Raw genomic sequence first — 19,098 nt, forward strand, 5'->3', positions numbered from 1 at the left:
CGGAAATTATTTATAGGCCCCTTAGCAACAACTGTTTGGCGGCATTGATACGCGATGCCAGGTAATCGTTGCCACCCCGATCCGGATGGAGTTTCTGGATTAACTTGCGGTGCGCACTAATGATTTCCTCTCTATCGGCATCGGTTCCGACACCAAGGATTTGGCGCGCCTCGTGCTCGGAGAGTGACGGGCCCTCACTATTATGTGGAGGAGGGCTCTGCGTACCCTGTGGATTTGAGCGCCGGTTTGAATGTTTTTCAAACAGCGGCATCAGCCAGGGTAAAAAGCGGATGACTTGGTTGAGTAAACGCCCCAGCAGGGGGAGTACTAATACCAGGGCTGCCCCCACCCAGTGCAGGCGCCCGGTTAGGGTCAGTGCAACCACAATCGCGGCGACGCCGGCGATACAGGCGATAAAAATTTGCTTGCGTCGGTTCTGCGGTGAGCTAGATTTGATTTTTTGCCAGAGATACCAGGCGGCGATGGCGATTAAAATCAGCAAGATTAAGCGCGCCAATGACAACTCCTTGTAGTGTTGAACTGCCGATGTTGGTTTTGCGTATCATAACTATTTGATTCGCAGATGATATGGGAGGATAAGCGCCTTAGCGCTATCCTGACAAAAGAAAATTCCTGTACTCGAGAAGACAGTATGCAATACGATAAATTTCAAATACCCGACGCGGATCAGGTACTGCCCGGTCGGCCCCAGCCAATGGAGATTAGTGGCACACACTTTGTAAATGGCAACACGATAAAAGAGCCATTCCCCGACAATCTGGACGTTGCCATTTTTGGTATGGGCTGCTTCTGGGGCGCAGAGCGCGTGTTTTGGGAGCTGAATGGTGTCTATGCCACGGCGGTTGGCTACACCGATGGCGCCACTGAAAACCCCAACTACGATGAAGTCTGTACTGGACGCACCGGACATGCCGAAGTGGTCAAGGTTATATTTGATCCGGCCAAAGTCAGCTATGCAGAGTTGTTGCGTGTTTTCTGGGATCACCACGACCCAACCCAGGGCATGCGCCAGGGTAACGATATCGGTTCCCAGTATCGCTCGTGTGTCTTCTGCCTGAACGAAGAGCAGAAACAGGAGGCGGAAGCGAGTAAAGCGGCGGTGCAGGAGGCCCTGGATGGGAAAGATCGCGGGGTAATCACCACCGAAATCAGTATGGTTCAACCGTTCTACTACGCCGAGGAGTACCACCAGCAGTATATGGCGAAGAACCAAGAGGCGATTTGCCCGATTCTTCGCAACCCCATGTACGACTAGACGTTATCTGTTAGCAGAAGCGGGCGGTGCAGGGAGTACCGCCTGTTTTTGTGGCACTGGCTACAATTACTCTCCCGTCATTTTCCCTTCCCCACCTACCTTCACCAAGTTAGCTTTCCTGTATTTGGATACAGACAAGTTATGGCCAAAATCTAAAAAATTAAGCCCGTAAGCTAAAGTTTGCTGCGGCCCTGGCGCGTAAAGTCTCACCTCTAGGTTGCTGTAGAGAGCACCCTGGAGCACCTCATTACTTGATGTGGCGGGGGCTTAAAAATAGGAACCGGTTACAGGTTTCACTCTAGCCGCGTATTTAGGCAAAGAGACAGAATAATGAAATGCTATAGCAGCTTTAAGGTGGATTAATGGGTGTAAATAGAATTGCGAGAGCACATAATGGGGTTAAAACCTGGGGGTTTTCGCAAAGTTCACTCCGGAGTTGGGTACACTATGCCAAGTATGGTCCACGTGGAATATGTGCCGCACTCAGTGCACACTGGATTAAGACTCATGCGGTAGATGATAAAAGCCTGCCGAACAAGCTTGGATTGACACCGTGTTCTATAACTCTCGGTCCAATAAGATATCCCACTTACCGATCACTTAATACCGGTGAGTTAGTCAAGGTGGCAAAGGATTTTCATTTTTGGACTAACGGGGGAGGCAGGCAGAGGGATAATATCGATAATTGGTTAATTTACAACGGTCTTACTAAGGCGAATGAGTATTGCACCAGTTGGGCAGATCTAGCCGTACAAAACCTTGCACCAATAGTGCCGGGAAACCCGCCGCCACCTGCGAACCCCATTCCACCTGTTAATAGATGTCTTGTGAATGCATTTAGCCGCTTTCGTGAAACCTATGGATATATTTCTATTAGTTCACGGCGTTCCGGGCATGCGATCGCTGTTTGGATCGCGGATGAGCGTATTCCCTCTGAAGTTGGTGCTCTATTCTTTGATCCAAACTATGGTGAATTCCGCTTCCCGTCAAAAAATGATTTTCTTAATTTTTTTGATGCTTTTTATCGCTATGCCTATTTATCTGGTTGGCAAAATTATTCGGGCCGATGGAATATTAATGCTTATAAAGTAAGCGCTTGGTAATGGTTTTGGAGTTTGAGTAAGTGGTGTTGAACTTCAGGTGATAAAATGTCTGAAATGAATCAGATCTAATCGCGGCTTGTTGGAGGTGGCTTCACTGATGCGCACAATGGCCGATCCAGCTGTCGGGATAGGCGGGCATGGCAACTTGCCCGCTGTTGTTTATAGAAGTTAACTTGGATGCCAGGGTGGCCTCTGCTGTAAGTTCGTTAATTGCCATCACGGCGCGCAGAGATATTACGAAATTGTTTAAAGGTCTCCTCGGTTATTGAAGCCTCTTGGATTCCAGGCCCCTCAGCTTTAGGTTGTCCCATATCTGAAATCGCCTAAAACCTAAAAATATTTGCCCAATACCTAAAGTTAGTAGTGTGCAGGTGGCTTAGGATTAAGTTGTAAAGAATAGGAAGTTTAAATAGAAAGGAGGAGAAGGCTATGGGAGTCAATCGCATTGCGGCGGATCACAATGGTGTGAAAACATGGGGGTTTTCACAATCCTCCCCACGCACTTATATTCATTATTTTAGGTTTAGCAAATTTGGTATTTGTGCAGCTTTAGCTGCCCACTGGATTAAATGCGGAGCCGTAGATGAAACGGGGCTTCCGGACAAGCTTGGGCTAACGCCAACTACAGCAAATGCGGGCCGATTTGGCTTCCGTAGCTACCGATCTTTGAATGTTAACCAGCTAATCAGGGTGGCACGTGATTTTCACACCTGGACTTATGGTGGTGGCGGGCAGGGGCCTAATATTGAAAATTGGCTTATACAGCAAGGTTTACATCAAGAAGATCGCTGGAGCACTAGCCAGATTGATGAGGATCTTAATAACATGGTGGTGCTACGGCCAGGACAAGCTGCTCCACCGAGACCGCCTACACCACCAATTAATGTTCGCTTAGTGAATGCATTGCGACAACTTAGAGATGCCTATGGTTATATCACTTTTTCAGGTCGCAGAGCAGGGCATGCAGTAGGTGTTTGGATAGCAGATGATCGGGTGCAGTCTGACGTTGGAGCTCTATTTTTTGACCCCAATTACGGTGAGTACCTATTCTGGAATAGAAATGATTTCTTTAACTTTTTTGAGGCCTATTACCGCCATGCCTACATGTCCGGTTGGTTTATTCGGTTTACAAATGATTGGACAGTGGATGCCTATACCCGCAAAGTTTGGTGATCGTTTGCAGCTGGATTTCTAAGGCGCTGAGCGGACCTCAATCTGCTCGGTGTCTTTGCCGGTTAGAATATCTACAGCCTGAGTGATTGCACGGGCTGCGGCTTGAGGTTTAGATTGAAGGATAAAATGAGGTCCTTCAAGTTCGATAAACACGATATCTGAATATGCCACTTTAAATTCTTTAGATTTTTTCTCTGGGACGAGAGTGTCCTGTAATGCGCGGATATATACGGCTGGTACTGTTGAGCTAAAATTTTGGTATTTAGAGGTGGCTATTACCCTAAGTCTAGATCTTAGCGCTCCGCTGGGCGTTGCTTCGATCGCTAGTTTGAACTGATTTAGCGTGCTGCGGCTAGCTCTCCAGCCCAAACAGAACAGTCGATATACAATACTGGCCACCGGTAATCTTGCCATTTTATGGATTGGTAGTCGTGTCATTATGCTGGCGAGCAGCCGCTTAGGTGATGAGAGAAATGAGGCAACAAAAATGATTCCTTTTAAATTTGGGATCTGCTGGCCGGACAACTGTGCGGCAATACCTCCGGAAAAAGACTCCGCTATTAAAATAAAATCCTCATTTGGGAGTCTTTTGTAGATATATTGAGATAGGGTTAGATAGTCCTGCTCCCCTCTTTGGGGTAGGGGCAAAACTATGCTATCCACGGCTTGAAGCTCTGTGAGTATCGCTTCAAATAGCATTCCGGTTCCATCCATTCCGGGTAGCAGTACAAGTTTCACTGGTTAATGCCTCTTGATGATCGGTTGTGCCACACGCAGTGTGGGTGCCCTGAGATATCCGTGTGCTAATTGAGCTGAAGTTACTTAATTTGCTGCGCATATATATAAATGTGCAGGCTATTCAACCGGCTTTTTAAGTCCGAGTACCTTGGGACTGTAATCTAGAGCGTGGTCCTCGCCATACGAGTAGAATGACGCCAGTTCATCTGCTTGTATTGTCACCGCGAGATCATCATGATTTAGCCTGTAATCTATGTGGGAGGATTTATCTTCGTTGTAGACACGAAAGAGAAAAGTGCCGTCAAACGATTTAATGATGACTCCCGAAACTCCAGCGGCATCTTGCACTTTAGAGGGGCGGCCACTGTAGATATATTGTTCAACCATCTTTTGGCTCACTATCGTGTATGGGTGGTTTATGCTAGGCAGCCTAGAGGCACCCCTGAGTGGGCTTGCCTATATTTCCTCGATATACTTTGCAGGTACACTCTCAACCAGCCAAACATTATTTGCCGATTTAAAAAATTTGAATCCATCCGTATACATTTTCTGTGTGGCTATAGATAAAAGTATTGGTTGCCCATATCTGGAACCAACATTTTGAGCAACTGCCTGTGACTCAGTGAGGTGGACGTGATGTCGTTTCATCCTTTTTAACCCCTCCTCTCGAATAGCGTTGAGAAATTTACCGGCTGTTCCATGAACTAGAACAGTTGGGGGTTCTTGAGGTTGAAGGTCTAAGTCTATCTCAATAGAATGTCCCTGGTTTGCCCTGATAAATAACCCATCCTCGCTGATACTGAAGCGCTTCTTATCGTTGGTTTCAACAATCACTTCAACTAAATCCCGGTTGAGTGTGAAGTCTGTGGTTTTTTTGATCAGCTCTTCGATGGATGTCCATCCATTTTCATCTAATTCGAGGCCAATAGCCTGTGGTTTGTGTCGCAGCAGGTAGCTAAAGTACTTTGAAATTTTATTTAGGTCTTTGCTCATAGGAGTCTTTCGGTTATTTGTTTGTAATTTTTCTGTTTCTAAAAGTGGGCATGCTCAGAGAAGACGTGTGTAGACCAGCTGACATATCGTTGATCAGTTGCACTTTTTTAACTTTATTGTGATGGTCAAGTGTCCAGTAGATGTTCAAGCTCTGCTGATGCCTTGGTTGGTACTATTTGGGTTATATCGTACTCTGCTAAGTTCTCCCGATAGAAGGGGTCTAGGCTTAAAATTTTGTCTAGTTCACTTCTTGACGTAACTGTTGCTATTATCACCCCGCCAGTTCGCGGCACTTTTCTTCCGGAAATTATAAAATTCCCCAGCTTGTATTGATTGTCTAAATATAGGATATGCTCATTCAGGTGTTTTTCTATTTTATCTAGATGTGCGGTGTAAGTAAGAGAAACTATATACAATTTCTTTCTCCTGAAATATTGATTTTGAGATTTGTTTTTTTGTGGCGCCAGAGGTGCGCAGCAGTTTAGAGTGAGAAAAATTCTGTCAAGGGCAGGCTGTATATGGCCTGCCCAGATATTATCTCATCGAGGCTTGATTATTAGCTTGCCTGATTAATAATATTCTTGCATGAGTTCATCTTGAATTTTTATCAGTTCTTCTACCGACATCGCTTTTACTGTGAAAGCAGGTTTTTTGAGCAGTTCATTAAGGGCGAACAGGTCGCTTTCTCTGCTTGTATTAATGGAGATGCACTTTTCTTGAGTGTCGTATGTCAGGCCAGCTGACTTGTCTAAAAGTTCTTTCAGGATACTGGGAGAATCTGTTATTTCGTTGATGTCTCCCTTAAGAATCTCCGGGTGTTCATCGAAATAATAACTCAGCATCTTTTCTGATTCTTTTTTAAGCTCATCTAAGGATGCACCAAAAACCAGAGATTCTGAACATTCGTCATACTCCATCAAATATTCGTTAGCTTCGTTAAACCAGATAGCGTAGAATCTGGCTTCATCTTCAAACTTTGTCAGTTTGTAAGCTGTCAGATCGGCTATTTGTAAAAACTCTGCGAAATCATCGTCATTAAGGGCGCTCGGCACGAAGATGTCTCGATAGTCATCGTCTGTAAAAAGTTCAAAACCAAGTTTTTCTTTTACGAATCCATTGACTTTGTCAATTAATTCTTCATCACCGTCAAAAAACTGATAGGTCTCGCCCAGGTTAACTTCTGCCCAGTGCGCTCGTTCAAGTTTTATCTTTTCTGCTCGCGCGGCATCTTCACTGTCAAAGACTGTTTTTATATAGCTGCCACAGGGGTAAAATGTCTCGTCATTGTAGCCCCAATGATATCCGCGAATTACAAATTTACTCATAAATATAACTCCTTAAATAATTTTCTTACTTAGGTTCTTGAAGCTGGGGGGATAAGATATCCCATTGTCCATCCATAGCTCAGGTTGCATTGCATTAAAAAAAGTGGAAGGGTTGATCGAAAAATCATCAAGTACAGGGTTCGTATCAAAAATCATCGGTAGTATATGATTGATAAACCAGCTGTTATGCGTAATCAGTAGGGACTTAAATCTCCCTGATGCGGATAGAGGCGATAGAAGCAGTCTGGAAACTTCCTCGTTGCTAGAAAGTCGGCTGTGTAACTCCTCAATATCTTTCCGAAAATTATTTGGCAGCTGACTTTCATCAATAGTTTCAACAAAATCTGACAGGCTCGGGATAAATTTATTGTGGTAGTCAACCAGCAGGTGGTCTCTTTCGCATAGGTCCTTGACGTCAACTTCCTTCCCGTCGGAGTTTGTAATCGTGTGGCCGAAAATGGGTACGACAAGATGGTGGACTGCCCACATATTGTGCAGTATCCGATGTCTCATATCGGAGCAAATAAATTTAGTGTGATCAATAAATGAGTGGATTTCTAAGTAATCCTCTTCCTGTCCTCCCCATCTTCGCACTGAAATTTGGCAATGTTTAGTTGGGTTCATGTGTGTACTTCCTGATTTTTTATCTCATCTATCCACGGAGCTTTAACCAATTGCTGAGACTGGGCTGCCCGGAAAAAACTTCCTAAAAATATGGCTCAAGCTGTTCAAGGGGGACGGTATGGAGTCCAAAGTTAGTCCAATTATCCTATTATACCGTGATAGTTTGGTGGCGATAGTCATTTTTTATTTTATTGGGAGTGTTCTTGGGCCCTTCTCGAATTTGATCACTGATTTTAGGCTTGGCTGCGAATTGTTATTTTGTGCTCAGGGCTTTTAAGTTGCCGGCTGAGCTGGACTCTATTATCCACATTTATTCAAATGAATAATTTGTACCAGGTAGGCTGTTTTTCCATCGATTCGATAGGCGGCTTGTGTAAGTAAAGTAGCCGACTAATTCCGCATAAAAGGTGATATCAGTTCCTGCGTTCTGATGTTTAGCTTAGTGCTAGCCGAGATAAAATTAGCTGCTGATTTATTTTAGAGTTTTAATTTGTGCGATCGTACCATATAGGCCAGGCAGCTCTACAGATAGAGCTGCCTGGCATTGCGGTAAAAAATATGGCGAGGGAAAAGGGGTGGTCTCAGCGCTTTTTGCTAATGGATTGGATACATAAAGTGCTATTCACGGAATTTTTTATTGCCAGTGAGTGATTGGCACCCCCTCTGCTTACTGGTGCGCACACCAGTCACTCCAGCTGCCGGGGTAGAGTGGAGCATCGCGGCGCCCTACCAAATATTGTCCGTAGAAGTTTACGCAGGCGGTAACGCCGGAGCCGCAGTAATTGAGCAGCGGTTTGCCGTTGCCCAGGGTGTCGAACTGTGCTTTGAGTTCGGCAGTGGACTTCACATTCTCACTGTTTTTATCCGTCACATTTTGCCAGGGCTGGTTGATGGCAGTGGGTATACGCCCGGCAATCGGGTCGATGGGCTCCTGAAGCCCTGCAAAGCCGGGCATCTACTAGCTGCCAGGGGGCTTTACCGAGATTCTCTTTGACGCCCTGGTAATCCACCAGAAGATTCTTTTGTGGCTTTGCACTGAAATTGCCTCTTCCCGAGGGCACTGGTGGGCGAGTGCTCAGTGCTTTTCTCGCGCTGAGCCAGGCTTTTAAGTCGCCGTTGAGCACGCTGATAGATGGGTGGCCGAAGAAGAAAAATAGGAACCAGGCGCGGGTGGCAAAGCTCAGGCGGTTATCACCGTAGACAATGACCGGTGTGTCGCTATTGATTCCCAGGTTGAGGGCGAATGCCTGAAACTGCGTGGCAGTGGGCAGTGGGCAGTGGGCAGTGGGCAGTGGGCAGTGGGCAGTGGGCATCGGGTGGCGGCCGCCGTAGCGCTGTAGGGGAGCAGAGAGATCCCGGTGTAGGCAAGCGTAGTAGGCACCGGGAATATGGCCGGCCAGGTAGTCCTGCGCACCGCTGCGCCGGTATTTTTAAGTTCTACCAAATCCGCTACTTCGATCAGGGCGTGGCTGCTTCGATGGCGTCAATAGTAATACGATAAAGCGCCCTAAGAGGGTAGGCCGCATTGCTCAAACTGTGAAGGTATTATTCTTGTCTTCGCAAAAGCGAATATGACAGGGGTGTAAGTTTAATCTGCATCAAGTGAGACTATATAATGCGTTGTTTAGGTGTAGCCAAAAAATAGTATATACCGCTTCAGCTTTGCAGCTTGTTGAACAACAGTAGTTGCTATGTGCTGGGGTGCGCAATAAACAAAAAATTGAAAATTTATTTCCATCCAGATCTCTAAAATAGGCACCATAATAAAGGCCATTATATCTTTCACCGGGCTCCCCCTCATTTTTGGTACCCAGTGAAATTGCTTTTGTATGGAGTCCTTTTACTCTGTTAATGCTTGGAGCTGATAAGGCGACCATGGTGCCATTGCCTTGTGAAGCAGGCTGCTGGTCAAATGGTTTAATATTGCCAGTTTTGAGCTACTCCCTTCAAAAGAATAAAAAATAACACGATCGGTGTTCATCAACTCCTTACATTTAGCAGAGGCAGAAATTCATCAAAGAACTTCACGGCCCTATCTAAATCGTTTGTTCTCAATGTGGTATCTGAAATCATTTCTCTACCCATGTTAATACATAGCGTCGCCTATAAAGGCATAGTGTGCCCCCTTTCTCTGGGTATCTGGGGCTGTAACTGCTTGCATCCTGATAGGCATGCTGCCCTGACTGGAGAGTGGAACCTATCGCAGCCGGGGTAAATTTCAGGCAACAATCTTAGCTGATATGACTGAATCATTTGCAATAACGGACTTACAGACCCGTAAATGGCGCGAACCATGTGCAAATAAACATCATTTATTGGATCATTATTTCAATAAAAGACTTTTACAGAAGCACTGAAACCTCATCTAAATACAGGCTTAATGATAGTCATTGCCATACAGGATGATGTGATGTATCATAACCTTAGTGTTAACTGAAGAGAGAATCATATGAAGCCGGGCATTCACCCTGAATATCGCGATGTACTGTTTCACGATATAGCAGCAGATATTTATTTTGTCGTTGGTTCCACTGTGAAGACCACAAAAACTTCTGAATATGAGGGTAAAACATACCCCTATATGTCTTTAGATGTTTCTAGTGCTACACATCCTTTCTACACCGGGAAACAGCACGTTTCTAAAAGCGATGGTCGAATCGCCAAATTTAATAAGCGCTTCAATCGCAAGGGTAAATAAGAATGCAAGTGGTCAGCTCTATAAAAAGTGCTAAATCACGGCATCCGGATTGCCAGGTGGTTAAGCGCAGAGGGCGTGTTTATGTCATTTGTAAATCAAACCCTCGTTTTAAAGCGGTACAGGGTAAACCAAGAAACAAACGATAATTTTTAGGGGCAATCTTTATCGACCGCAATCACCGGGCCGCGAAGAGTGATTTTCCATTTGAAAACGCTTGGCTTCGCGGCTTTGCAGTGGTACCCGTCTATTGACAGGAGCGAAAGCTTAAAAGAAGGTTGACCCCGTGTACCGATGAATGTGCTCCAGGGAGCCTAATTTCAAATAGCAGAACGTCCATTGCCTGCTTTTCATGCTAGAAAAAACCGAGGGCTTCCACATCTCCCCCCACTTTCGACCGCTTGCTCTCTTGTTTTGAAGGTAAGTTAATGACGGACAGTGTACCACCCTCTTGACTTCCAATAACAACTGTCTGGCCATTTGGGGGGAAGGCCATGTCCATCGACTCTTTCCTGTTGGAACTAGGTGCTGCGTCCATAGGGAGGGTTCTCGATGATCGTCGCAACATTTCCATCCATATTTGTGGCAATCAGCCACTTGCCGTCAGGACTAAACCGCACAATCTGCGCAGGGCACTGATGACCATTCAAACTAATGCGGGTTATCTGAGTGCATTCGATGGCATCAAAAATTACCAAACCAGGTACTTTGCCATCGGTGATGACCAATAGCTCCCCACCAGGGGAGAGGTCAATTCCAGTTGCGCCATTGGGTGTTGACAGCCTACGCTACGGGCATCAATCGTGCTGATGACTTCGCGGGAGCGTACATCGATTATCATGACTACGCCGCTCGCTTCCGCGCACGAGTAGAGTAGACCATTTGGCCCAAGTTTCATTGTATGGGGGCCTCGGTAAGGATTGATGTCGATGTATCCGCGATGTTGCCGTGCCACTAAGTCGATGAGCGCGATCAAGTGGCCGGGATTTGGATTACTCCCAAAGATCCCAGAGCCATAGATTGGAACATATGCCTCTTTACGGTTGGTGAGATTGTTAATTCATGGGGTACAGGTGGAAAGTCGCTCAGAGTACTTCGTATCACAAAGGTGTCTGGATCGACGAAGTGAATTGTCCCTCCCTTCTTGTCGATGGCAATCATTTCCTAAGGCGAATCGATCATGATCTTCAGCTCATGTGGGTTGTGCTTTTGGACCCGGCGATGGTTAAAAGTGTCGTTGCTCAAGTACACTAATGCTGCAATTGGCTGCGTTGCTAGAGTTCCCAATTACTTTATCTTTCTAAAAGTGCAGCAACGTCTTGATGACTTGCTTTGGTGGGAGTAATTGACGCTCAGGGTTACCATTAAATTGGCTGAAATATACCTTTGAGTTGGAGGCGGTTATCTTAAGAATAAAAAATCTGCCTTATTCTCTGGAATCTAAAATTATACGACCAAATCCTAAAGATCTAAGGTCTGATTTGCTTTAGTTTACAGTAAGTCGAAATATGGCTAATTCGGCTGTCAGTATCAATTTGGTGCCAAACGTGAGGAGGGGTTTCTGAAATTCCTAGCCATTTTTTAGTTGTGGGTTTTCGTTTGGTTTAATTCAGGAAGTATATTTTTGGTTGTAATTATCTGTTGGGAGGGTTGTAAAAATGCGCGTTAGTACAATTGCTGGACGTCATCGCGGGCAAAAAGTCTGGGGCTTTTCCCAGGGCTCACTAAGAGTTTGGGTGCACTATGCTGGATTCAGTAAGTTCGGTATTTGTGGGGCCTTGACTGCGCACTGGATACATTGCAGGGTTTCTGAGGGGGCATCTCTATCAAGTAAATTGGGTTTGTATGAAAGATGGAAGATTGGAACAAGTCCATTTACATTTACTCGGCTTCGCTCTTTAAATATTGGTGAATTGAGAAAAGTTGCTAAATCTCAGTGGGGTTGGGCACACGATAAAAATAATTCATATATGAAAAATCTGGAAGGGTGGCTGAGGGGGCGTGGGGTGCATGCAGTGCCTGGGCTTGGCGAGGATTCCAACATGCAAATAGCTGTTCCTGGAGCTCAGCTTTTGTCAATGACTGATTTCTTGGTGGCATCATTAGAGCAGTTAAATGATAATTACGCAATAATTGTTGTGTCAGGTACAGCCTTCGGTTGCTTTCGCGCAGCCCATGCAATTTCTCTCTATATTGGGCCCGCCGGGACGGCTCAGCGATGCATATTTTTTGACCCTAATCATGGGGAGTACAGCTTTAATACAAAACAGGATTTTCTTAATTTCTTTCGTGAGTATTACCGGCGGAAAATTTTGTCGAGTGGATTTGGTTCCCTCGGCCTTTCAAGTGGATGGCGGACTTATGTTTATAATTGATAAGGTACAGAATGATAGACTTTCTTGAAGCAGCCACTGTTAAAAATGGTGTGGAGTAAGTTGGTATTGGTAGATGCCTATTTGACCGCTTTAATAGCTCTTTATATATAAATGTAGCTATGAACCTAAGGGCACTTGCCTGATACAATATCTTTGTCAAGTGTTCTAATTTCGCAGAGTGACTCTCGATAGTAAAGATTAACTGTTATCTGTTACTGATGTGCGCACCAGTCACTCCAGCTCCCAGGATAGAGTAGTGAGTCGTGGCGGCCAGCCAAGTATTGTGCATAGAAATTGACGCAGGCAGTAACTCCTGAGCCGCAGTAGTTGAGAAGTGGTTTACCGTCGGTTAAGTTATCGAATTGTGCTTTGAGTTCGGCAATAGATTTCACTTTCCCATTGTTTTTGTCAGTAATATTTTGCCAGGGCCGGTTGATGGCGGTGGGTATATGCCCGGCAATCGGGTCGATGGGCTCCTCAAGCCCTTCAAAGCGTTGACTGTCCCGGGCGTCTACGAGCTGCCAAGGTGCTTTACCCAGGTTTTGCTTGATGGTCTCGTAATGAACCAAAAGATTTTCTTTTGCTTGTGCGCTGAAGTTTCCCTGCCTGGATAGAATAGGTTCGCTTGTGTCTAATGCCTCCCCAACATCGAGCCAAGCCTTTAGGCCGCCATTCAGAATGCTGATTTTCTTGTGGCCGAAGAAGAAAAATAGGAACCAGGCGCGGGCGGCAAAGCCCAGGCGGTTATCATCGTAGGCGATGACCGGTGTGTCACTATTGATTCCCAGTTTGCGGGCGAATGCCTGGAACTGCGTGGCAGTGGGCATCGGGTGGCGGCCGCCGTAGCGCTGTAGGGGAGCAGAGAGATCCCGGTGTAGGCAGGCGTAGTAGGCGCCGGGAATATGGCCGGCCCGGTAGTCCCGCGCACCGCTGTCGCGGTCCGCGAGACTGTAGCGACAGTCCAGTATCACCGCTGCGCCGGTATTTTTAAGTTCGACCAAATCCGCCACTTCGATCAGGGCGCGGCTGCGGTTATTGTCCATGGGCCTTCTCTCAATCCTTGTGGCAAAATTTGTGCGGTTTGCTCCCCGCAGGGTCAGTGACTAGGGTGTACTCTCCGGGCCGGGGGCTTCCGCTGCTTGGGGCTCAATGGCCGGTTGCTCGGCTTCCTGTTGTAACTCCGACGTCTGCTCAGTGGAGATCTGATCTGCTAATTCTGCCTTGCGGCAGGTCATGGCGATCTCGGTTTGATCTTCGGCGGGGTTGTCGAGAAAGCGTGCGACAGCCCGCTCTGCACAGTTGCTGGCGGAGATAATATCGTGGGACAGCTGGGGAAATAGCAGCCACTGGTGGTTGGGCAGTTCCCTGCGGGCGATATCCACATCGTCTGCTGCGAGCACCGGGTCCAGGCCGCCGTGCAATACTATCGCGGGAACCGGTGTGGAGATCGCTTCTGACTCGGTCAGTGGCGCAGAGGGGATTGCCCAGATACGGCACTGTATCTGTAACAGGTTCAAATCTGAACGCACAGCGCCGCCGAGTATGCCGGTGTCGGCGGCGTTGGCTCTGGCCTGATCGAAATCGACAAAAGGGGCCTCTTCATAGCAGAAGTGGCTGACACCGGCGGCATCGCCAAAGTAGGGGTCCAGCACAATTTCCATAAAGCTCGCGATGGCCTCTTGAGCCGGCTCTAATCCTTCATCCCCTTCACTTTCCAGCCCCTCGATCATCTTGGGCAGTTTATTGTAGAAATTCTCGTCGTATAGCGCCTGGAACAGAACCCTCAGCAAGCGCTGTCCGGTGAGTACAAAGGGATAGCTCTGTCTGGCGTAGCGGTGCTTGATTGGGATAGTGCGCGGCTCTTCATCCAGGGTCTGCACCAGATTTTCCAGTCTGCGGCGCAGATTGGGGTAGCGGCTATTGCACTTTTCGTCTTGGATGCAGTGCTGGAGACCGCGTTCATAGGCGGCCAGGGAGTCCTGTGGCAGTTGCTGAGTGTAGACGATATTGGGAAAGACGGCGCTGTTAAGTACCAGGGTGCGCACCGACTCGGGGTAGTCGCGAGCCACGGTGAGAGCGTAGCGGGAGGAGTAGGACACCCCGTAGAGGTCAAACTTTTCCAGTTTGAGTGCCTTTCTTAGCTCGTCTACATCCCGGGCAATAACCGAGCTGTTGTATTGGGCCAGATCGGTGTCCTTGCTCAGGCGGCTGTAGCAGCGCTCCATGCTAAAGGAGAAAACCCGGGACTCCTCCTCGGGAGACAGGTTGCGCTGGAAGGCGGTATCGGCATCTTCGATAAATTCGCTACAGGTGAGACGCGGTTGGGCCATGCCGGTGCCGCGAGGGTCAATAACAAACAGGTCCCGGCCATCTTCTACGGTCATGGCCGCATAGTTCAGCCACAGCCAGTCACTGGCATTCTCTGGCTCCAGCCCCATGCTGGCGCCCGGGCCACCGGCACCCAGGTGAAGGAGGGGGATTTTTTCTGGATCGGGATCTGTAGCGCGAAAGCGCACGACCGGGAAGCGGATCTTGCGCTTTTCTGGGTGGGCATAGTTCTCCGGTACTTCCATCATAAAGCACTGGGTGAAGGGCCAGGAGTCATCGATTTTAAACCAGCAGGGTTTCGCGACCAGGCGAGCGTATTGCTTTTGCGGTGCTGGATCGGTTTGAGCAGAGTTGGTTGCGCGTTCACAGGCTCCAATCACTACAGAAAAGAGCGTGATAAGAAGGATGCGCAATCGGGTTTTTCGCACTTAGATGATTCCTGTAATTTGCTAATAGGGGGTTGTGGGCCTGGGTCACTGCTTGCCAAAGCGTGCTACCGGCGCGGAGATATTCCAGCGCAGAGCCGCCAGGCGGATTGCCAGTGTTACAAAAACGGCGATGGCTAATACCAGTTCATGGGATGGCCAGCCGAGGTGGTCCAGTGCAACGAATATGGCTGTACCAGTCAGTGCGGCAGTAGCATAGATTTCACGCCGGAGTAACAGCGGAATATCACCGGACAGTACATCTCGAATGAGGCCGCCAAAGGTGCCGGTCATAACACCGAGCACGATTGCGATGGTGGCGGAGTAGCCCAGCTCGAGTACTTTCTGGGTGCCGAGTACCACAAATACGGCGAGTCCAATGGCATCTGCAACCATAAGCAGGCGCATAGGGACCCTCAGATAGCGTATCAGGTAAAAGCTCACTACGCCGGTAATTGAGGCGATCCACAGGTAATAGGTGTGATCAAGCCAGAATACGGGGATATTGAGGATAATATCCCTGGCAGTACCGCCACCAATGGCGGTGACACAGGCGAGTACTACCGCACCAAATAGATCCATCTGCTTGTGGCCGGCGGCGAGTACGCCACTAAAGGCAAAGACCGCGATACCGATTAATTCAGACCAATACAGCAGCTCATCCATATCATTGTTACATCTAGTGATTGGCGGGCAGGGGAGAATAGCACTTCTGTCAATATAAGGGGAATTGGACCGCGAGTCGGGTCGAGAAGTGTGAGCTGCCGCAATCGGGCCGGGGCGCTTGAGCGACGGGCCACAGGGGAGGGGATCTCCCCTTGTAGCGGGGCCGGTGTAGATTATTGCTACTCTTATTTATCACCTTCTACCCCTGGTGACTGGAGTATGCCCCTCAAGAGCGTCCTTTTGGCTTTGTTTGCGGTCACTATTATTGGGCTGAGCTTTCCTGTGACCAAGATGGCCTTGGCTGATTTACCTCCACTGTTATTGGCTGCGGTTCGTTTTACACTGGTTTCGGTTTCTTTGGTCTTTTTTTGCCCATTCCCGAAGACATCGATTGCCAATGTGATAGGGATTGGTTTTTTTCAAGAGTTTCTGGCACTGGGATTTGTGTATTACGCTTTAAAGTCCGATATTCAGTCCGGTGTGGCCTCGCTCTTAGTGCAGTCGCAGGTGCTATTTACTCTGTTGCTGTGTGCGTTGCTCTTTCACGACCGATTAAACCGCCAGCAATTTTTGGGTTTACTGATTGCCATTGCGGGGTTCGCTATTTTCTTTTACTACGCCGATAAGGGAGGCTCGACAACGGCAAAGGGGCTTTTCTTGGTATTGGCAGCGGGTCTTTCCTGGGCGGTGGCGAATATTTTATTCCGCAGAATAAAGCCCGATGTGAATTTATTACACTTACTGGTCTGGGCTTCACTGGTGCCGCCAATACCTATGTTACTGCTGTCGCTGGTTTATGAGAGCCACACCCCCTGGGTGTTTTTCACCCATTTAAAAGGTATCACTTGGTTTTCTATTTTTTACCAGGCATTTCTTGTGACTTTGATCGGTTATGTTTTGTGGGGAGGATTAATACGCCGCTACCCCTCAGCCCTTGTCGCGCCATTTGCATTACTGGTGCCTGTTGTTGGGATGCTCGGTTCGTCAGTGATACTCAATGAGAGTCTTACTTATGCTGAGTGGTTCGCCTCTTTACTGGTCCTGCTGGGTGTTGCACTGTGTGTGGTGAAGTTTGGTGGTCGAAGCCCGGCTGAAACGAGTGTCGAAGCCGGGGAGCGATAGGGGTGGGTAATTTTAGTTATGCCATTGCTTAGAGTTCTACAAGCGCTCGCTTGCGCCCTGATAATTGGTATGGCTTACCCGATTATCAAATTGGCGCTTGGGGATGTTCCGCCGCTGCTGTTAACTGCGGTTCGATTTAGTTTGGTGGGGCTGCCGCTGGTATTTTTTTTTCCCTTTCCCAAAACGTCTGCTCTCAGTGTCCTGCTGATCGGCATTTTTCTTCAGTTTTTAACCACTGGTTTGGCGTACTTTGCACTGCGCGCTGATGCGCAGGCGGGTGTCGCCAGCCTTTTAATGCAGTGCCAAGTCATTTTCACGCTGATATTTAGCGTCTGTTTTTTTGCCGATAAGGTGAGTCGCCAGCAGTTAATCGGTTTGCTGATCGCTATTGGCGGGTTTGTTTTATTTTTTATTCATGCGGATGAAGATGGGGCGACAACCGTAAAAGGCTTTGTGCTTCTGGTGGGCTCGGGGATGAGTTGGGCAATCGGTAATATGGTGCTGAAGACCATGAAGGGAGTCAATCTGCTCCACTTGATGGTTTGGGCTTCACTGGTACCGCCGATTCCTTTATTTGTGATGTCTTACTATATGGAAACGCAGAAGCCGATAGCGATTTTACTGGGGGCTTCACCTATGGCATGGGTGGCCATTTTTTATCAGAGCTTTTTAATTACTCTGCTTGCTTTTATCTGCTGGGGAGACCTGATTCGGCGCTACTCTTCCGCCTATGTGGCGCCGTTTGGATTACTGGTGCCGGTTTTTGGCCTGCTGGGTTCGCGGGTGCTCTTGGATGAATCCATGGATGCGGTGGAGTGGGGAGCCTCGGTATTGGTTTTCGCCGGAATCGCACTCTGTGTCATCAATGTAAAGGCAATTGAGGGCAAGACTTGAAATTAGTCGGTGGGATTTAAGCAGAGGCGGGCGCGCCGCCGGCAGTTGCCGGCAGCTGCGCCCTGGAGATGCGTTACACGAATGCCTGTAGGCCGGTTTGCGCGCGGCCGAGGATTAGAGCGTGTACGTCGTGGGTACCTTCATAGGTATTTACGGCTTCGAGATTCATCACGTGGCGAATAACGTGGAATTCATCGGAAATACCGTTGCCGCCGTGCATATCGCGGGCAATACGTGCGATATCCAGCGCTTTGCCGCAGTTGTTGCGCTTCACCAGGGAAATCATGGTGGGGTCGAACTGCTTGTTTTCGTCCATGATGCGGCCTACGCGCAGGGAGGCTTGTAGACCCAGGGTGATTTCAGTCTGCATATCCGCCAGTTTCTTCTGGAACAGCTGGGTTTGGGCCAGCGGACGGTTGAACTGGGTGCGGTCCAGGCCGTACTGGCGGGCGGCGTGCCAGCAGAATTCACCGGCGCCCATGGAGCCCCAGGAAATACCGTAACGGGCGCGGTTCAGGCAGCCGAAGGGGCCGCGCAGTCCGCCGATTTCGGGGAACTTGTTTTCCTCAGGAACAAACACATTGTCCATCACAATCTCGCCGGTAATAGAGGCGCGCAGTGAGAACTTGCCTTCGATTTTCGGTGCGGAAAGACCTTCCATACCCTTATCCAGTACGAAACCGCGAATAATATCGTCGTCATCTTTAGCCCAAACAACGAAAACATCGGCAATCGGGCTGTTGGTGATCCACATTTTGGAACCGCTGATGCGGTAGCCGCCATCGACTTTCTTGGCGCGGGTTTTCATGCCGCCGGGATCGGAACCGGCGTCGGGCTCGGTCAGGCCGAAACAGCCGACCCACTCACCGGATGCCAGCTTAGGCAGGTATTTTTGCTTCTGCTCTTCGCTGCCGTAGGCGTAAATCGGGTGCATAACCAGGCTGGACTGAACACTCATGGCGGAGCGGTAGCCGGAGTCTACGCGCTCGACTTCGCGCGCCACCAGGCCGTAGGAAACGTAGTTGAGACCGGCGCAGCCGTAGCCTTCGATGGTAGAGCCGAGCAGACCCAATTCACCCATCTCGTTCATGATTTCACGATCGAAGATTTCGTGACGGTTGGCTTCCAGAACTCTGGGCATCAGTTTGCTTTGGCAGTACTCACGTGCCGTATCGCGCACCATGCGCTCTTCGTCGCTCAGCTGTTGATCCAGCAGCAAAATATCGTCCCAGTGGGCGAGTGGCTGATGTTTACTCATGGTTTGTCTCTTCTACTTCCGTTATTAATTTCACCGGAGTGTCCAAGGGGCGGGTTAAAGAAGGCCACACACCCGTGCACATAGGGGAGACTTTTTGGGTAAG

The 19,098-nt window shown here is 48.3% G+C and carries 22 protein-coding genes; 9 read left to right on the forward strand and 13 right to left on the reverse strand.

The window, feature by feature from the left end; genetic code table 11:
- Positions 1-10 precede the first annotated feature (10 nt).
- A complete protein-coding gene (locus ACJJIF_RS02850) occupies positions 11-517 on the reverse strand; it encodes a J domain-containing protein (protein WP_444930735.1) in 507 nt (168 codons plus the stop codon).
- 135 nt (positions 518-652) lie between these two features.
- Between ACJJIF_RS02850 and msrA the strand changes: the two genes are divergently transcribed.
- The 3 genes from msrA to ACJJIF_RS02865 all read left to right on the forward strand — a co-directional run bounded on the left by msrA (position 653) and on the right by ACJJIF_RS02865 (position 3,552).
- Positions 653-1,276 (forward strand): peptide-methionine (S)-S-oxide reductase MsrA, encoded by a 624-nt coding sequence (msrA, locus tag ACJJIF_RS02855; protein WP_444930736.1) that lies wholly within the window; start codon positions 653-655, stop codon positions 1,274-1,276.
- A gap of 623 nt (positions 1,277-1,899) precedes the next feature.
- Complete coding sequence (locus ACJJIF_RS02860; protein WP_444930737.1) at positions 1,900-2,379, forward strand: YopT-type cysteine protease domain-containing protein; 480 nt, start codon at positions 1,900-1,902, stop codon at positions 2,377-2,379.
- 429 nt (positions 2,380-2,808) lie between these two features.
- Entirely contained in the window at positions 2,809-3,552 is a 744-nt protein-coding gene (locus ACJJIF_RS02865) for a hypothetical protein (protein ID WP_444930738.1), read from the forward strand.
- Between the two features lie 18 nt (positions 3,553-3,570).
- Here ACJJIF_RS02865 and ACJJIF_RS02870 read toward each other — a convergent pair whose 3' ends face one another.
- The 8 genes from ACJJIF_RS02870 to ACJJIF_RS02905 form a co-directional block, all read right to left on the reverse strand.
- Positions 3,571-4,251 (reverse strand): alpha/beta fold hydrolase, encoded by a 681-nt coding sequence (locus ACJJIF_RS02870; protein ID WP_444930739.1) that lies wholly within the window; start codon positions 4,249-4,251, stop codon positions 3,571-3,573.
- Positions 4,252-4,407: 156 nt separating this feature from the next.
- Positions 4,408-4,677 carry a hypothetical protein gene (locus tag ACJJIF_RS02875; RefSeq protein WP_444930740.1) on the reverse strand — a complete coding sequence of 90 codons (270 nt, stop codon included), beginning with the start codon at positions 4,675-4,677 and terminating at the stop codon, positions 4,408-4,410.
- Between the two features lie 69 nt (positions 4,678-4,746).
- Positions 4,747-5,283, reverse strand: coding sequence for an RNA 2'-phosphotransferase (locus tag ACJJIF_RS02880; protein WP_444930741.1), 537 nt, complete (start codon positions 5,281-5,283; stop codon positions 4,747-4,749).
- Positions 5,284-5,408: 125 nt separating this feature from the next.
- Positions 5,409-5,699, reverse strand: coding sequence for a YciI family protein (locus ACJJIF_RS02885; protein ID WP_444930742.1), 291 nt, complete (start codon positions 5,697-5,699; stop codon positions 5,409-5,411).
- Positions 5,700-5,852: 153 nt separating this feature from the next.
- Complete coding sequence (locus ACJJIF_RS02890) at positions 5,853-6,608, reverse strand: hypothetical protein (protein ID WP_444930743.1); 756 nt, start codon at positions 6,606-6,608, stop codon at positions 5,853-5,855.
- Between the two features lie 12 nt (positions 6,609-6,620).
- Positions 6,621-7,232, reverse strand: a complete 612-nt coding sequence (locus tag ACJJIF_RS02895) for a DUF6915 family protein (RefSeq protein ID WP_444930744.1) — start codon at positions 7,230-7,232, stop codon at positions 6,621-6,623.
- 667 nt (positions 7,233-7,899) lie between these two features.
- A complete protein-coding gene (locus tag ACJJIF_RS02900; protein WP_444930745.1) occupies positions 7,900-8,187 on the reverse strand; it encodes a sulfurtransferase in 288 nt (95 codons plus the stop codon).
- Complete coding sequence (locus ACJJIF_RS02905; protein ID WP_444932309.1) at positions 8,093-8,632, reverse strand: sulfurtransferase; 540 nt, start codon at positions 8,630-8,632, stop codon at positions 8,093-8,095. Before ACJJIF_RS02905 ends, ACJJIF_RS02900 begins: the two co-directional genes overlap by 95 nt.
- Before the next feature lie 1,049 nt (positions 8,633-9,681).
- Here ACJJIF_RS02905 and ACJJIF_RS02910 point away from each other — a divergent pair.
- The 4 genes from ACJJIF_RS02910 to ACJJIF_RS02925 all read left to right on the forward strand — a co-directional run bounded on the left by ACJJIF_RS02910 (position 9,682) and on the right by ACJJIF_RS02925 (position 12,302).
- A complete protein-coding gene (locus ACJJIF_RS02910; RefSeq protein ID WP_444930746.1) occupies positions 9,682-9,930 on the forward strand; it encodes a type B 50S ribosomal protein L31 in 249 nt (82 codons plus the stop codon).
- A 2-nt stretch (positions 9,931-9,932) separates the two neighbouring features.
- The gene (ykgO, locus tag ACJJIF_RS02915; RefSeq protein WP_444930747.1) at positions 9,933-10,076 is read left to right on the forward strand and encodes a type B 50S ribosomal protein L36; all 144 of its coding nucleotides are present in this window, start codon (positions 9,933-9,935) and stop codon (positions 10,074-10,076) included.
- A gap of 345 nt (positions 10,077-10,421) precedes the next feature.
- Positions 10,422-10,658, forward strand: a complete 237-nt coding sequence (locus ACJJIF_RS02920) for a hypothetical protein (RefSeq protein ID WP_444930748.1) — start codon at positions 10,422-10,424, stop codon at positions 10,656-10,658.
- Between the two features lie 927 nt (positions 10,659-11,585).
- On the forward strand, positions 11,586-12,302 hold the full coding sequence (locus ACJJIF_RS02925; RefSeq protein WP_444930749.1) for a YopT-type cysteine protease domain-containing protein: 717 nt from the start codon (positions 11,586-11,588) through the stop codon (positions 12,300-12,302).
- Between the two features lie 212 nt (positions 12,303-12,514).
- Here ACJJIF_RS02925 and ACJJIF_RS02930 read toward each other — a convergent pair whose 3' ends face one another.
- Genes ACJJIF_RS02930 through ACJJIF_RS02940 form a run of 3 tightly spaced genes read right to left on the reverse strand, consistent with a single transcriptional unit; the run spans position 12,515 to position 15,721 of the window.
- The gene (locus ACJJIF_RS02930; RefSeq protein ID WP_444930750.1) at positions 12,515-13,345 is read right to left on the reverse strand and encodes a sulfurtransferase; all 831 of its coding nucleotides are present in this window, start codon (positions 13,343-13,345) and stop codon (positions 12,515-12,517) included.
- A gap of 60 nt (positions 13,346-13,405) precedes the next feature.
- Positions 13,406-15,058 carry an alpha/beta fold hydrolase gene (locus tag ACJJIF_RS02935; protein WP_444930751.1) on the reverse strand — a complete coding sequence of 551 codons (1,653 nt, stop codon included), beginning with the start codon at positions 15,056-15,058 and terminating at the stop codon, positions 13,406-13,408.
- 45 nt (positions 15,059-15,103) lie between these two features.
- Positions 15,104-15,721, reverse strand: coding sequence for a trimeric intracellular cation channel family protein (locus tag ACJJIF_RS02940; protein WP_444930752.1), 618 nt, complete (start codon positions 15,719-15,721; stop codon positions 15,104-15,106).
- 219 nt (positions 15,722-15,940) lie between these two features.
- On the opposite strand from ACJJIF_RS02940, the gene ACJJIF_RS02945 reads away from it, so the two are divergent.
- Complete coding sequence (locus ACJJIF_RS02945; RefSeq protein WP_444930753.1) at positions 15,941-16,843, forward strand: EamA family transporter; 903 nt, start codon at positions 15,941-15,943, stop codon at positions 16,841-16,843.
- Positions 16,844-16,861: 18 nt separating this feature from the next.
- On the forward strand, positions 16,862-17,737 hold the full coding sequence (locus tag ACJJIF_RS02950; RefSeq protein ID WP_444930754.1) for an EamA family transporter: 876 nt from the start codon (positions 16,862-16,864) through the stop codon (positions 17,735-17,737).
- Between the two features lie 73 nt (positions 17,738-17,810).
- On the opposite strand, the gene ACJJIF_RS02955 is transcribed toward ACJJIF_RS02950, so the two are convergent.
- A complete protein-coding gene (locus tag ACJJIF_RS02955) occupies positions 17,811-18,995 on the reverse strand; it encodes an acyl-CoA dehydrogenase (RefSeq protein ID WP_444930755.1) in 1,185 nt (394 codons plus the stop codon).
- Positions 18,996-19,098 lie beyond the last annotated feature (103 nt).

It is taken from the genome of Microbulbifer regidiadema (SeqCode), assembly GCF_052467605.1.

What these genes read in the sequence shown, in the direction of transcription:
- msrA (WP_444930736.1), top strand. Translation starts at nt 653, where the DNA reads ATGCAATACGATAAATTTCAAATACCCGACGCGGATCAGGTACTGCCC.
- ACJJIF_RS02865 (WP_444930738.1), top strand. Translation starts at nt 2,809, where the DNA reads ATGGGAGTCAATCGCATTGCGGCGGATCACAATGGTGTGAAAACATGG.
- ACJJIF_RS02870 (WP_444930739.1), bottom strand. Translation starts at nt 4,251, where the DNA reads ATGCTATTTGAAGCGATACTCACAGAGCTTCAAGCCGTGGATAGCATA.
- ACJJIF_RS02875 (WP_444930740.1), bottom strand. Translation starts at nt 4,677, where the DNA reads ATGGTTGAACAATATATCTACAGTGGCCGCCCCTCTAAAGTGCAAGAT.
- ACJJIF_RS02880 (WP_444930741.1), bottom strand. Translation starts at nt 5,283, where the DNA reads ATGAGCAAAGACCTAAATAAAATTTCAAAGTACTTTAGCTACCTGCTG.
- ACJJIF_RS02890 (WP_444930743.1), bottom strand. Translation starts at nt 6,608, where the DNA reads ATGAGTAAATTTGTAATTCGCGGATATCATTGGGGCTACAATGACGAG.
- ACJJIF_RS02895 (WP_444930744.1), bottom strand. Translation starts at nt 7,232, where the DNA reads ATGAACCCAACTAAACATTGCCAAATTTCAGTGCGAAGATGGGGAGGA.
- ACJJIF_RS02900 (WP_444930745.1), bottom strand. Translation starts at nt 8,187, where the DNA reads ATGCCCGGCTTTGCAGGGCTTCAGGAGCCCATCGACCCGATTGCCGGG.
- ACJJIF_RS02910 (WP_444930746.1), top strand. Translation starts at nt 9,682, where the DNA reads ATGAAGCCGGGCATTCACCCTGAATATCGCGATGTACTGTTTCACGAT.
- ykgO (WP_444930747.1), top strand. Translation starts at nt 9,933, where the DNA reads ATGCAAGTGGTCAGCTCTATAAAAAGTGCTAAATCACGGCATCCGGAT.
- ACJJIF_RS02920 (WP_444930748.1), top strand. Translation starts at nt 10,422, where the DNA reads ATGTCCATCGACTCTTTCCTGTTGGAACTAGGTGCTGCGTCCATAGGG.
- ACJJIF_RS02925 (WP_444930749.1), top strand. Translation starts at nt 11,586, where the DNA reads ATGCGCGTTAGTACAATTGCTGGACGTCATCGCGGGCAAAAAGTCTGG.
- ACJJIF_RS02930 (WP_444930750.1), bottom strand. Translation starts at nt 13,345, where the DNA reads ATGGACAATAACCGCAGCCGCGCCCTGATCGAAGTGGCGGATTTGGTC.
- ACJJIF_RS02940 (WP_444930752.1), bottom strand. Translation starts at nt 15,721, where the DNA reads ATGGATGAGCTGCTGTATTGGTCTGAATTAATCGGTATCGCGGTCTTT.
- ACJJIF_RS02945 (WP_444930753.1), top strand. Translation starts at nt 15,941, where the DNA reads ATGCCCCTCAAGAGCGTCCTTTTGGCTTTGTTTGCGGTCACTATTATT.
- ACJJIF_RS02950 (WP_444930754.1), top strand. Translation starts at nt 16,862, where the DNA reads ATGCCATTGCTTAGAGTTCTACAAGCGCTCGCTTGCGCCCTGATAATT.
- ACJJIF_RS02955 (WP_444930755.1), bottom strand. Translation starts at nt 18,995, where the DNA reads ATGAGTAAACATCAGCCACTCGCCCACTGGGACGATATTTTGCTGCTG.